Raw genomic sequence first — 13,283 nt, forward strand, 5'->3', positions numbered from 1 at the left:
GGCCCCCGATTATAGAGGTCGGATCGGTATCATGAGCGTCCGTTGCACTGGAAACCGCCATGTTCAATCGCAATACCGGCATCGTGCTGCTGGTGGCGCTGGCCGCCGGCCTGGGGCTCTTGCTGGGGCAGAAGTTCCTCGGCGGCACGCCCAGCTCGCCCTGGCCCCCCACCCAAACCATCACCTTTTACCCGCAGCCGCGCCCGCTGCCGCAGTTCAGCCTGCGCCAGTCCGACGGCACCCAGCTGGTGCCAGGTGAACTGAAGGGGCATTGGACGCTGGTGTTTCTGGGCTTCACCTTCTGCCCGGACGTGTGCCCGACCACGCTGACCGATCTGGCGGTGGCGCAGCAGCAGTGGGAAAGCATTCCCGATGGCCTGCGCCCGCGCGTGTTGTTCGTCTCGGTGGACCCGCAGCGTGACCCGCCCGCGCGGCTGGGCGAATACGCGCATGCCTTCCACAAGGACACCCTGGCCGCCACGGCCGATGTTCCGGCGCTGGAGCGCTTTGCCACGGCGCTGGGCTTCGTGTTCCAGAAGGTGCCGGGCAAGGGCTATGCGCAGAATCCCAACGACTACAGCATGGATCATTCGGCCGGCATCGCCGTGCTCGATCCGCAAGGCCGCCTGGCCGGGCTGATCCGTCCCCCGCTCGACCCGAAGGCGATTGCCGCCGATCTCCAACAGCTGACCAAGGTAACCGCCCCGTGAGTCTCGTCACTTCCCTGACCTACGTGCTGCCGCACCGGTTGCTGTCTTCGCTGGCGCGCGCGCTGGCCTATTCCGATACGCCATCCACCAAGCAGTGGTTGATCGACACGGTGACGCGCAAGTTCGGCGTGGACCTGAGCGAAGCGCAGCAGCCTGACCCGCGCGCCTACCCCACCTTCAATGCGTTTTTTACCCGCGCCTTGAAACCCGGCGCACGCGTGCCGGATGCCGACCCGACAGCGTTGCTGATGCCGGCCGACGGCCGCATCAGCCAGCTCGGCCCGATCGAAAACGGCCGCATTTTCCAGGCCAAGGGGCAGTCGTTCACCGCCGCCGAGTTGCTCGGCGACGAAGCAGCCGCAGTGCCGTTCAACAACGGCCTGTTCGCCACCGTGTACCTGTCGCCCAAGGACTATCACCGCGTACACATGCCGTGGACCGGCACCCTGCGCGAAACCGTGCATGTGCCCGGCCGGCTGTTCAGCGTGGGCCCGGACGCGGTGCGCAATGTGCCGCGCCTGTTCGCGCGCAACGAGCGGCTGGTGTGCCACTTCGACACCGACTTTGGCCCGATGGCGTCGGTGATGGTGGGCGCGCTGCTGGTCTCCGGCGTGGAGACGGTCTGGAGCGGCGTGGAGATTCCGCGCTATGGCGACCGCATCACCCGCAAGGATTACCGCGGCAAGGGCATCGTGCTGGATCGGTTTGCGGAGATGGCCCGCTTCAACTACGGCTCGACCGTGATCGTGTTGCTGCCGCCGGGTGTGGCCACGCTCGATGCTGCACTTGCTGCCGAGACATCGGTGCGGCTGGGGCAAGCGCTTGCGCGTCGCCAGTGAATTGCAACGACACCGTCTTAGGAGCGGACCTGGTCGCGGCCAGGCATTCCCAATGATGCGTCGCCCCTACGCGCGCCGTTTTGCTCAGCCCAGATAACGCAACACACTGCACACAACAGGACTACCTGGACGGCTTCGTCGCGGCCGGGTCCGCTCCTACGGCAAGCAGCCTTGTCGTGCGCTCGCCGCCATCGTAGGAGCGGACCTTGCCGCGACGAGGCATTCCCGACAAGGCGTCGCACACCCGCGCGCCGTTTGCCAAGCCTTCGATTGAAAACACGCTGCCCAGACCCGGGCTAACGGAGCGGCATTCGCGCGGCCTGGCCTGCTCCCACGCCAGCGGGTTCAGGCCGATGCGCACCGCCGTCTGAAGGGTGCGGCCATCAGTACGGCACCACCTGCGCAACTCAGCGGTCGCAGCCCGCCAGCTTGATGCTCTGCCCCGGCTTGAGCGCGTACGCCGGCGCCTTCAGGCCGTTGGCCTTGGCCAGCTCCTTGATCTCGCACTGGTACTTGTTCGCCACGCGGCCGAGCGTGTCGCCCTTGGCGATGGTGTAGCTGCGCGCCTGCCTGGCCTTGGGCTTGGCGACCGCCGGCTGGCCGGTGGCCACGGTGGTCGGCACGCCGGCCATCGGGCTCACGTCGCCGACCGCCACGCTTGGCGTGTACTCGGGCGATGCGCTGCTGCGCACGATGGCGTTGTTGAGATCGGCCGTGATCAGGGTGCGTGCCAGGTCCGCACGCGGGCCGCTCACGCAGTAACGCGTGTACAGGCTGGCGATGCGATTGGTGGCGTTGATGACGGTGCCGGCCGGAATCCAGCCATCGGATTCGTAGCGCGGGTTGAGGTTGCGCAGCGCACGCATGTAGCCATCACGCGCGCCCATGCCACCCAGGCAAATGGTGAGTTCGTAGATCGTGGTCGACTTGGCCAGCTTGAGCGTGGCCGGCTGCGCGTCGAGCTTGGGGAAGTCCACGCCGTACTGTCGCGGGTGCAGGAAGATCCACGCCGCCGCGATCACCATCGGCACGTAGTCCTTGGTTTCGGCCGGGAACTGGTTATAGACATCCTGTTCCCAGAAGCCGCGCCCGCCGAACTGCGAGAACACGCGTGCCGCGCGCCCTTCGCCGCCGTTGTAGGCGGCCAGTGCCAGCTCGATGCTGCGGTTGAGCCCGGCCATGCGCTCGTTGAGATAGGCGGCGCTGGCTTCGGCGGCGCTGCGTGCATCGAAGCGCGTGTCGAAGCCGGTGCCGTCCGGGCCCAGCCCGAAACGGCGCCCGGTGGCCGGCATGAACTGCATCAGTCCGGCCGCGCCGGCGCGCGAATTGGCGTGCACCTTGCCGTTGGATTCCTTGGCCATGATGCCGAACAGCAGCGCCTCCGGCAGCCCGCGCTTCTGCCATTCCGGCCACATCACCCCGCGCAGGTTGCTGTAGTTGTCGTAGCTGGTCATCAGCGCCGGGCGCATGTCGGTCAGCCAGCGCCGGATGCCGGCCTGCACCGCCGGGTTGTACTGCACCATCTTGTCGAACTCATGGCGCTGGTCGTTGAGCAGCGTCGCCGCCCGCGCCGCCTCGGGCACGCCGTTGGAAGCCGGGCCGAGATGGTCGGGGTCGGCCTGCAGCAGGGTGTCGTCATCTTCCGGGTCTTCGGCAGCCGGCGCTTCGGCATCGGCGCGCGCCTTGAGCAGGCGCTTGTAGGTGGCCAGTTGATTGGCGACCAGGCAACCGCGCTGCTTGATGCAGGCGTCGATGACGTCCTCCATGTCCTCCAGTGCAGCGTCGCCCTCGGCGGTGCCCTTCGGATCGGAGTTGTTCACCAGCACCAGCGCATCGCGGTAGCGCTTTTCGGCGGCGGCCATGCGCGCATCGAGCGCGGCGGCCTTCTCCGTGTCGCGTTTGGAGATCGCGTGGGCGGCGGGGACGACAGACATCAGCGCCACCACAGCCAGGACAGGCCATGGGCGCAAACCAAAATGAGCGAGCGGCATCGTAGGCAGTACAGCGGAAAGGCAGGCAGGGTAGCCGCCGGGGCGATACCGGGGCAAGGCGCGGCGGACGCCAGGGTCAGGGCCCGTTAGCTTGGCGAGCGGGCGACATGCAGCGACATCGCGTCGGTACGGCGGTTCGAGGACGGGACGGCACAGCGCCGACCGCCCCGCGCCGCAGGCATGCCAACCCGATCGCAGGGCCAGCCCCCCTCGTCGTTACCGCCCGCCTGGACGAGTGAGGTTGCCCGCTAGAATCGGCGTCTTTCTTTCACCGGATCTGTGCCATGGCCTCGTTCCTGCTCGGCAAAGGCGTTACCGACGACATCCCGGTCACCCTGGAAGGCCGCTTCGGCAATCGGCATGGCCTGGTGGCCGGCGCCACCGGCACCGGCAAGACCGTGACCCTGATGACCCTGGCCGAAGGCTTTTCGCGGTTGGGGGTGCCGGTGTTCCTGGCCGACGTGAAGGGCGACGTCGCCGGGCTGGCCGTGGCCGGCGACGGCGCGCCCGGTGTGCTGCAGCGCGCCACGGATGTGGGCATCGCCGACTACGCGCCGGCCGCCAGCCCGGTGGTGTTCTGGGACCTGTTCGGCCAGCTCGGCCACCCGGTGCGCACCACCGTGAGCGAAATGGGCCCCACCCTGCTTGCGCGCATCCTGGAACTCAACGACACCCAGTCCGGCGTACTCGACATCGTGTTCAAACTCGCCGACGACCGTGGCCTGTTGCTGCTGGATCTGGACGACCTGCGCGCGTTGCTGGCGCTGGTGGTGGAAGAGCGCAAGGAACTGTCCACCAGTTACGGGCTGGTGTCGGCGCAGTCGGTGGCCGCGATCCAGCGCGCGCTGCTGCGGCTGGCGCAGGACGGCGGCGAGCAGTTCTTCGGTGAACCGACGCTGGAACTGGCCGAGTTGATGCGCGTGGCCCCGGATGGTCGCGGCGTGATCGGCATCCTGGCGGCCAATCAACTGGTGCTCAAGCCGAAGCTGTATTCCACCTTCCTGCTGTGGTTGTTGTCCGAACTGTTCGAGGGCTTGCCGGAAGTGGGCGACCTGGACCAGCCCAAGCTGGTGTTCGTCTTCGACGAGGCGCACCTGCTGTTCGACGATGCGCCGGCCGCGCTGGTGCAGCGCATCGAACAGGTGGTGCGCTTGATTCGCTCCAAGGGCGTTGGGGTGTATTTCTGCTCGCAGTTTCCCGACGACATCCCGGACACCATCCTCGGCCAGCTCGGCAACCGCGTGCAGCACGCATTGCGCGCCTACACCCCGCGTGACCAGAAGGCGGTCAAGACCGCCGCGCAGGCCTTCGTCGCCAATCCCAAGCTCGACGTGGCCAGCGCCATTTCCAGCCTGGGCACCGGCGAAGCCCTGGTATCGCCGTTGCAGGGCAAGGGCGTGCCGGCGCCGGTGCAGCAGACGCTGATCGCACCGCCGCGTTGCCGCATGGGCGCCATCAGCGCGCCCGAACGCGCGCAGGTCCGCGCGGCCAGCCCGGTTGGTACCCGCTACGACACCGCGATCAATCGCGAATCGGCCGCCGAACTGCTGGCACGCCGCGTGGAACAGGTGGCCACGCAGACCGCTGCCCCGCCCGCGCGTAGCCGCGAGCAGGAGGACGCGCAGGACAGCGGCTTCGGCAAGGCGGTCAAGGATGCCGTGTTCGGCACCGGGCGTCGCCAGGGCATGCTGGAAACGATGGCCAAGCAGACCTCGCGCACCATCGGCAGCAAGATCGGGCAGCAGATCGTGCGCGGTATTTTTGGAAGTATTTTTGGCGGAAAGCGCTGAGCTCGAAGCCCACCAAGGAATGCCATGAGCAAGGACGCAAAGAACACCCGACTGGCCTGCGCGATGGCCATCGCGATGGCTGCCGCCGGCACGGCCGCAGCCGAACCGGCACACCGGAGCGATCTCTGGCCCCTGGAGCGTCAGCAACTGTTGACCGGTCACTACACCGGGCAACTCGAGTCCTATACGCAAGACTGCCGCGTGGTCGGTGCCGAGCTTTCGCTTTCGATGCCGACTCCGAGCAGAAATATGCAGCGCTATACGTTGAAAACCTTCTGTATCGCTGGCGGCCACGTAAATGACGCGCCGCGTACCATAACCGGCTCCTGGGACATGGACGAGCGGATCGGCAGCTGCCTGGTACTCAACTTCATCGACGCCGACGATCCGCTGGTAGGGCCGAACATCTACGGGTTTGCCGTCGAAGAGGATCCTCCCTCCAGCGACGACCAGCATCCCACGTACCTTCTCGTTCAAGACGGGCACAATTGCCATAGCGGCAGATCACCGGAATACGACGACAAGGTGCTGCGAAGAACGCGCTGACGGCGGCGCGCCCTATCTTCGCGTGAAGGCCTTTGGCGCGTGACAAGCGACTTTTAAGCAGGCTCCTGGTGGACTGGCCGTCACGATTCTGCTGATGCGGTTTACCTGCCTTGTCACGCGTAAGCCGCGTGACTTTGTCGGCTTGCAGGTTCCAACCCAAGACAAGCCGCCTTGCAACGCTTGCGCTCACGGGTGCTCATACGCGAGCTAGTCCAGCACGCCATGCAGCTTGGCGTACTGCAGCAGCATGATGGTCTTGGCATCGGCGATGTCGCCGGAGCCGATCATTGCCAGCGCATCGTCGAGTGACATTTCCAGCACCTCGATCTCCTCGCCGTCCTCTTCGACGCCGCCGCCTTCGCTCACCTTGTCCCCGTCGAAATATTCGCCGACGAAGAAGTACAGCCGCTCGGTGACCGAGCCCGGGCTCATGAAAGCCTCAAAGACCTTGCGCACGTTGTCGATGCGATAGCCGGTTTCCTCTTCGGTTTCCTTGCGGATACAGGTCAGCGCATCGTCCTGATCGAGCAGGCCGGCGCAGGCCTCGATCAACAGGCCGTCCGGATTGCCGTTGAGCAGGGTGGGCAGGCGAAATTGCCGGGTCAACATCACCGTCTGCCTGGCGCGGCTGTAGAGCAGGATGGTGGCGCCGTTGCCGCGGTCGTATGCCTCGCGCGACAGGGTCTGCCAACGGCCGTCCTTGCGCAGGAAGTCGAAGGTGACCTTGCGGAGCACATACCAGTTGTCGGACAGCACATCGATGCTGCGAATGCGGACCTGCGGGGTGTCCAGGGTCGATGGATTCACGCGGAGCTCCTTGCGATAGGAAAAGGACAGGCGCCATGGGATGGCATGGGAAGCGCATGGCATCTGGGGCGCGCGGCCCCGCGGCGAACCGGCGACAGCGAGCGGCAGGCCGCAGGCAGCTGACCCGCCCGGACCGCAGTGGCCGAAAGGCCTCAACGCCCAATTGCGCGAGGCCGCGCATCGTCGCACAATCCCTTCACATCACACGCTTGGGGAGCGTCATGGAAGACCGTTTTCGCGCGCGCAAGGCCGCGCAGGCCGCGCCTGCGCCGTTCTGGACCCGCATTCCCGCCATTGCCACTTACCCGCTGCGCGGCTCGGCGCTGTATGCGCTGATCGCGCTGACGCTATGCAGTGCATTGCTGGTGTTGCCGGGCATTCTGAAGCTGCTGGTCATGGGCGTGCTGGGCATGGCGACCTACACCTACGCCTTCGACATCCTGCGCCACACCGCCGATGGGCAAGCCGATGCGCCCCGGCTCGGATACAACAGCTTCGACAGCGCGGTGCTGCGCCTGATCCTGCTGGCCATCGCGCTGGGCATCGTGATCGGCGCCGCCGCCGTGGTCGCGGGCCCGTTCGGGCTGACCATCGCCTATGTGGCAACCCTGTTGCTGTTGCCCGGCATGCTCATTTCGCTTGCCATCGACGGCAGCCTGCGGCGCGCATTGAACCCTGCGGTATCGATCGACATGGCGATGCGCATCGGCTGGCCATATCTGGCCGCCTACGGGCTGCTGTATGTGATCCAGGGCAGCGGCACGGCGGCGGCGTTCATTGCACTGACATATCTGCCGCCCATCGTGCGCGAGGCGACCACGCTGGTGGCCTCCATCTGGGCCCTGTTCGCCAGCTTCCATCTGATGGGGTATCTGGTCTACCAGTACCACGAAGCGCTGGGCTATACCCCCAGTGGTGGCGACGTGCAGGAACGTGCCGATCCGGATCAGCGCCTGCTCGATGAAGCCGAACACCATGTGCGCGAGGGTCACACCGACGAGGCCTTTCAGGCAGTGCGCGGTGCGGTGCGCTCGCGTGCGGTGAGCCTGGCGGTGCACGAGCTGTATCAGCGCCTGCTCCGACAGCACCATCGCAGCGACGAACTACACGAACACACCCGGCACTACATCAACCGCCTGCTGCAGGAAAGGCAGGAACGCCGCGCGCTCGCACTGCAGCGCGAAGCGCTGGACAGCGACCCTGCATTCACCCCGATGCTGCCGGAGCAGGCCACCCTGCTGGCCGAGCGCGCCAAGATGGCCGGGCAATTCCAGCTGGCCACCGATGGCTTGCTGGCCGCCATCGCAGCCTGGCCGCGCGACCCGATGCTGCCGAGCTGGTCGCTGGATGCGGGCCTGATGCTGGCCGAGCGCTTCGGCCGCGACGACCAGGCACGTGCGCTGCTGCAACACGCAACGGCGCGCTGCGACGATGCAGCGCAGCGCGCAAAGCTGGATGCGGCATTGCGCGCGGTTGCGATCCAGCCGGCGTAAAGACAGCCGCGCAGGAGCGCAAGCGATCGTCAGCGTGGCACGTCGGCCCATGGCTGCGGCCAACTGATAGCCGCTGACAAAACCACTGCGCTCATTGCCAGCCGGGCGCGGCAGATGTTCGAATCGGCAGGTACCACGCGCGCACTCCGCCTCCTCCGCGTCGCCTTCCCCTACCTGGCAACGGCTCGCCAGGTGTCGTTCGCCACGCTCATCCGTTCTCGAGCAGAAACCGCGCCTTGGCCGCCTGCCCCTGCTCGGGAAACTGGTCCAGCACCTGGCGCAGCAAACGCGTGCGCTGCTCCCCGGCGTGCAGGTCGCCGTGGCGCAGTGCCAGCACGAACCATCGCTGGGCAAGCTCGGCTCGCGGCGCGTCGCTTTCGCAGTCCTTCAACACACGCTCGGCATCGGCCAGCAGCCCGTTGCTGAGGCAGGCGTCGACCAAGGCCATGCGAGCCGGCAGCTCGCACAGGGCCAGGTCCTTGCCCAGCTCTGCTGCCACGCCCAACTGGAGCCGCGTCTGTTCTGCCGTATACGACGGAAGCCGCAACATGGTCTGCGCGTGTCGCAGCGTGTCCTGCCTGCTCCCGGCATTGCGTGCAACGCGGTAGCGCGCCAACGCGATTTCCAGGCTCTGCGGCATTTCGTCGGCCAGCTCGGCCAGCAACCGCTCTGCCTCACGGTTTTCCATACGCCCCAGATGCGACTGCGCGCGCGCCCAGCGGTCGTCGGCCTGCGCAGGCTCGTGCTCGTCCATGAACCCCGGGCGGATCTGACGCGTGGCTACGAGGATCGCGCCCAGCAGCGCGCCACTGACCAGGCCGCCGGCATGCGCCTCGAACGCCACCGAGCCGTTCTCGCTCCACAGCAGGCTGTAGATTTCCCAGCCCAACCATAGCGGCAGCAACAGGATTGCAGGCCCACGCACGTAGTTGAACACCACGAAAAACCAGTAGAAGAACCGCACCCGGCGGCGGCCCCAGACCACGCAAAATGCGCCCATCAGTGCGGCAATGGCGCCGGACGCGCCCAGCCCGCCACCGGGCTGGCCCCAACGCCACCACAGGCTCGCCGCACTGGCGCCGAAGCCGCCCGCCAGGTACAGCAGCAGGAACCATCCGCTGCCGATCGCACCTTCCAGCAAGGTGCCCAGCGCCAGCAGAAACACCATGTTGCCGAACAGATGATTCAGGTCTCCATGCAGGAAGGTGGCCGACAGCATGCGCGCCGGCGACCATTCGGAACTGCGTTGCAGATGGCGCAACGTGAATACCTTGGACAGCCGCGCGTCGTACGGCGCACGCAAGCCCTGCCATTGGCGCAGCTGTTCTTCGTTGTTGAACAGCGTGCCGCCGCGCAACGCCTGCGCAAAGGCGACATCGTGCATCGTCAGGTGGGCCAGATAGGCGGTGCGCTGGCGCGCAGGAGCGGCAGCCAGCTTGCCCTGCCGCGCAGCACGCAACCTGGGGTCGCTGGTCTGTTCCAGATAGCGGGCGTGCGCCGCCGCTTCCAGCGTGCCCAGCCCGGAGTCGACGTAGTAGCGCACGGCATCCTCGACCAGCGCATCGTCCTTGCGCTGATAACCGACGTAGACGACCACGTTGATCAGCACCAGCAGCAGCGTCACCCAGGGAATGTTCTGGCGCGACCAGGGTTTGTGCAGCGGCATGAGCAGCATGACGACATCCGTGTCCGAGAATGGCGCAAAGCTTCGCTGCGCGGCGGCAGATGCGCAAGCACGCCATGCGCGCTAGCATCGCGCCCCCGCCGTTCGATGCCCCGCCCCATCATGAGCCGCTGGCGCCCGCCTGCCGAAAAAAGCACCGCACTGATCACCCCGGAAGGCCATGGGCGCCTCAAGGCCGAGCTGGAAGAGCTGTGGCGCGTGCGCCGGCCGGAGGTGGTGCGCGCGCTGGCTGCGGCCGCTGCGGAAGGCGACCGCTCGGAAAACGCGGAGTACACCTATCGCAAGAAGCAGCTGGGCGAGATCGACCGCCGCGTGCGCTACCTGAGCAAGCGCCTGGAAGCGCTGCGCGTGGTGGACACCGCGCCCACCGACCCGCAGGCGGTGTTTTTCGGCGCGCTGGTGGAACTGGAAGATGCCGACAGCGGCGAGCTGCTGCGCTACCGCATCGTCGGCCCGGACGAAACCGATGCCGCACGCGGCTGGATCAGCATCGATTCGCCGCTGGCGCGCGCGCTGCTGAAAAAGCGCGTGGACGACGAATTCGACGCGCAACTGCCGTCTGGCAAGCACAGCTTCGTGGTGGTGTCGGTGGATTACACCGGCCAGTAGCCGCGTGATCGCATTCCGCTGACGCTCGGCGGCCGGGGCCTGGATGACCTTGGCGCGCGCCGGAGCGCACGTGTACGCGATGGGGCTGTATCGATAAGGCGTCATCGCGCACAAGCGCGCTGCTACGGACGGCGGTGTCCCGACACGTGGCCGGTTACACCATCTGCAGATTCAACGACCGCCCTTGCTGGATCGCGCCATTGGCCGGCAGCGCATCGCCGAACAGGTCGTGCTCGTCGCTGTCGGTGATTTCCACGTCGACCAGGTCGCCCACCTTCAACTGGAGCTCGCCGCCGTTCTGGATATGCACCAGGCCGTCGATTTCCGGTGCGTCCGCGCGCGAACGTGCCACCGCGATGTCGTCTTCGATCAGATCCACCAGGCATTGCTGCACGCTGCCGATCTTGGCTTCCAGACGCAGCGCAGAGATCTCCGCCTGCTTGGCCATGAAGCGCGCCAGGCGCTCCTGCTTGACCTCTTCCGGCACCTGATCCGGCAGCGCATTGGCGCTGGCGCCATCCACCGGCGAGTATGCGAACGCGCCGACGCGATCGAGCTGCGCCTGGTCCAGGAAGTCCAGCATGGACGCGAACTCGGCCTCAGTCTCGCCGGGGAAGCCAACGATGAAGGTCGAGCGCACGGTGATCTCCGGGCACATCGCCTTCCAGCGCTGTACGCGCTCCAGGGTCTTGTCCACCGCGCCCGGGCGCTTCATCAGCTTGAGGATGCGCGGGCTGGCGTGCTGGAACGGGATGTCCAGATACGGCAGCAGCTTGCCTTCGGCCATCAGCGGAATGACGTCGTCCACGTGTGGGTACGGATAGACGTAATGCAGGCGCGTCCACACGCCCAGCTCGGACAGGCCTTCGCACAACGCCTTCATGCGGGTCTGGTACATGCGGTCGCGCCACGGGCGCTCGGCGTATTTCAGATCCACGCCGTAGGCGGAGGTGTCCTGCGAGACCACCAGCAGCTCCTTGACCCCGCCGCGCACAAGCCGTTCGGCCTCGCGCAACACTTCGTCCACCGGACGCGAGACCAGATCGCCGCGCATCGAGGGGATGATGCAGAAGCTGCAGCGATGGTTGCAGCCTTCGGAAATCTTCAAGTAAGCGTAATGCCGCGGCGTCAGCTTGATGCCGTAGTCCGGCACCAGATCCACGAACGGGTCGTGCCGCGGCGGCAGCGCGGCGTGCACCGCTTCCATCACGCTCTGGTAGTCCTGCGGGCCGGACACCGCCAGCACCTGCGGGTAGGCCTCGCGGATCTGCTCCGGGCGCTTGCCCAGGCAGCCGGTGACGATCACCTTGCCGTTGGCGTTCATCGCCTCGCCGATCGCATCCAGCGATTCGGTCACCGCCGAATCGATGAAGCCGCAGGTATTGACCACCACCACGTCGGCTGCGTCGTAGCTGGGCACGATGTCGTAGCCCTCCACGCGCAGCTGGGTGAGGATGCGTTCGGAATCGACGAGCGCCTTCGGGCAGCCAAGGCTGACGAAGCCGACTTTGGGGTTCAGCTGGGACATGGAAGCAGGAGCCTGGGAGTGGAGCGGCCTGGGGCCTGGGCAGGGCCAATTATAGCGGCGCGCGGGCAGCGCTCTGAACCGCCGTTCCTCGCCAGCGGGGTCGGCTTTGCGAAACCCTCACTTTTCACGATGCCGGTCCGGTCGATAATGCGCGCCTCCCCCGCCGCACATCAGGAATTCCCATGGGTCACTGGACCACGCTCGACACCCCCGACGGCCAGGTTGCCGCCTGGCACGCCACCCCCGCTTCCAGCCCGCGCGGCGGCCTGGTGGTCATCCAGGAAATCTTCGGCGTCAACGAACATATCCGCGCGGTTGTCGACGATTACGCCGCGCGCGGCTACGAGGTACTGGCACCGGCCTTCTTCGATCTGGAAGAAAAGGACGTGCAGCTGCCCTACGACCAGGAAAGCGTCCAGCGCGGTCTGGCCTTGGCCAATGCGGTCGGCCTGGAACGCGCCGTGGAGGTGGTGAAATCCGCCGCCACGCTGCTGACCCGCGCCGGCAAGGTGGGCACGGTGGGCTATTGCTGGGGCGGCTCGGTGGCGCTGCTGTCGGCCATCCGTCTGGGCCTGCCCTCGGTGAGCTACTACGGCGGCCGCAACACCCAGCTGCTGGACGAAACCCCCAAGGCACCGGTGATGTTCCACTTCGGCGAGCAGGACGCCAGCATTCCGCCCGAGGCGATCCAGGCCCACCGCGAGAAGCTGCCGCAGATGGAGACCTTCGTGTACCCCACCGGCCATGCCTTCAATCGCAGCATCGACCCCACCCACTACGACGCCGACAGCGCCGAACGCGCGCTGGAACGCACCTTGGGCTTCTTCGAAGCGCACCTGGGATGAGTGCACCGACATCCGGCGGTGCTGTAGCGGACGGGTTTCAGCTGGATCCGCGCCTGGCGGCCGACACGGTGTTCGTCGCCGACGGGCCGTTGTCGCAGGTCCGCCTGATGGACGACACACGCTTCCCGTGGCTGGTGCTGGTGCCACGGGTGGCCGATGTCAGCGAGTGGGTCGATCTGGATGGCGGCCAGCAGCGTCTGTTGCTGGCCGAAATCAACCAGCTCTCGCAGTTGCTGCGCGTGGAGCCGGGCGTGGGCAAGCTCAATCTCGGTGCGCTGGGCAATATCGTGCGGCAGCTGCACGTGCATCTGGTCGGCCGCCATCCCGGCGATGCGGCCTGGCCCGGGCCGGTCTGGGGCAGTGGCAGCGCGCAGCGATTTGCCGCCGACGCCCTGCAGGAGCGTGTCGCGGCATGGGCGCAACGGCTACGATAGGCGCCCG

Annotated in this window: 12 protein-coding genes and 1 other RNA gene; 9 read left to right on the plus strand and 4 right to left on the minus strand. The window is 66.7% G+C overall.

The genetic code is table 11. From position 1 onward, the window contains the following. Positions 1-59 precede the first annotated feature (59 nt). Positions 60-710, plus strand: a complete 651-nt coding sequence (locus tag ACCQ12_RS12665) for an SCO family protein (protein ID WP_166745094.1) — start codon at positions 60-62, stop codon at positions 708-710. Further along, entirely contained in the window at positions 707-1,549 is an 843-nt protein-coding gene (gene asd, locus ACCQ12_RS12670; RefSeq protein ID WP_372381870.1) for an archaetidylserine decarboxylase, read from the plus strand. The genes ACCQ12_RS12665 and asd overlap by 4 nt, the downstream gene beginning before the upstream one ends. Before the next feature lie 407 nt (positions 1,550-1,956). Here the strand turns inward: asd and ACCQ12_RS12675 are convergent, their stop codons facing one another. Beyond that, on the minus strand, positions 1,957-3,540 hold the full coding sequence (locus ACCQ12_RS12675; RefSeq protein WP_047693195.1) for a transglycosylase SLT domain-containing protein: 1,584 nt from the start codon (positions 3,538-3,540) through the stop codon (positions 1,957-1,959). 284 nt (positions 3,541-3,824) lie between these two features. Between ACCQ12_RS12675 and ACCQ12_RS12680 the strand changes: the two genes are divergently transcribed. Beyond that, complete coding sequence (locus tag ACCQ12_RS12680; RefSeq protein ID WP_372381871.1) at positions 3,825-5,330, plus strand: helicase HerA-like domain-containing protein; 1,506 nt, start codon at positions 3,825-3,827, stop codon at positions 5,328-5,330. A gap of 24 nt (positions 5,331-5,354) precedes the next feature. Beyond that, entirely contained in the window at positions 5,355-5,876 is a 522-nt protein-coding gene (locus ACCQ12_RS12685) for a hypothetical protein (RefSeq protein WP_372381872.1), read from the plus strand. Positions 5,877-6,083: 207 nt separating this feature from the next. On the opposite strand, the gene ACCQ12_RS12690 is transcribed toward ACCQ12_RS12685, so the two are convergent. Continuing rightward, complete coding sequence (locus ACCQ12_RS12690) at positions 6,084-6,683, minus strand: NUDIX domain-containing protein (RefSeq protein ID WP_372381873.1); 600 nt, start codon at positions 6,681-6,683, stop codon at positions 6,084-6,086. 221 nt (positions 6,684-6,904) lie between these two features. On the opposite strand from ACCQ12_RS12690, the gene ACCQ12_RS12695 reads away from it, so the two are divergent. Continuing rightward, positions 6,905-8,176 (plus strand): hypothetical protein, encoded by a 1,272-nt coding sequence (locus tag ACCQ12_RS12695; protein ID WP_372381874.1) that lies wholly within the window; start codon positions 6,905-6,907, stop codon positions 8,174-8,176. A gap of 128 nt (positions 8,177-8,304) precedes the next feature. Then, positions 8,305-8,380, plus strand: a non-coding RNA gene (locus ACCQ12_RS12700) — sX9 sRNA. 4 nt (positions 8,381-8,384) lie between these two features. On the opposite strand, the gene ACCQ12_RS12705 is transcribed toward ACCQ12_RS12700, so the two are convergent. After that, positions 8,385-9,851: a rhomboid family intramembrane serine protease gene (locus tag ACCQ12_RS12705; protein WP_372381875.1), complete on the minus strand. Its 1,467-nt coding sequence runs from the start codon at positions 9,849-9,851 to the stop codon at positions 8,385-8,387. A 111-nt stretch (positions 9,852-9,962) separates the two neighbouring features. Here ACCQ12_RS12705 and greB point away from each other — a divergent pair, with 111 nt between their 5' ends. Next, positions 9,963-10,469 (plus strand): transcription elongation factor GreB, encoded by a 507-nt coding sequence (gene greB, locus ACCQ12_RS12710; RefSeq protein ID WP_184439109.1) that lies wholly within the window; start codon positions 9,963-9,965, stop codon positions 10,467-10,469. A 154-nt stretch (positions 10,470-10,623) separates the two neighbouring features. On the opposite strand, the gene rimO is transcribed toward greB, so the two are convergent. After that, positions 10,624-11,997, minus strand: a complete 1,374-nt coding sequence (gene rimO, locus ACCQ12_RS12715) for a 30S ribosomal protein S12 methylthiotransferase RimO (protein WP_166748946.1) — start codon at positions 11,995-11,997, stop codon at positions 10,624-10,626. 182 nt (positions 11,998-12,179) lie between these two features. On the opposite strand from rimO, the gene ACCQ12_RS12720 reads away from it, so the two are divergent. Then, positions 12,180-12,842 (plus strand): dienelactone hydrolase family protein, encoded by a 663-nt coding sequence (locus tag ACCQ12_RS12720; protein WP_184439107.1) that lies wholly within the window; start codon positions 12,180-12,182, stop codon positions 12,840-12,842. Continuing rightward, positions 12,839-13,276 (plus strand): HIT domain-containing protein, encoded by a 438-nt coding sequence (locus ACCQ12_RS12725; protein WP_372381876.1) that lies wholly within the window; start codon positions 12,839-12,841, stop codon positions 13,274-13,276. The genes ACCQ12_RS12720 and ACCQ12_RS12725 overlap by 4 nt, the downstream gene beginning before the upstream one ends. The last annotated feature ends 7 nt before the right edge of the window (positions 13,277-13,283 follow it).

Source organism: Xanthomonas sp. NCPPB 1068 (genome assembly GCF_041479385.2).
Classification (GTDB): Bacteria; Pseudomonadota; Gammaproteobacteria; order Xanthomonadales; family Xanthomonadaceae; genus Xanthomonas; species Xanthomonas cannabis.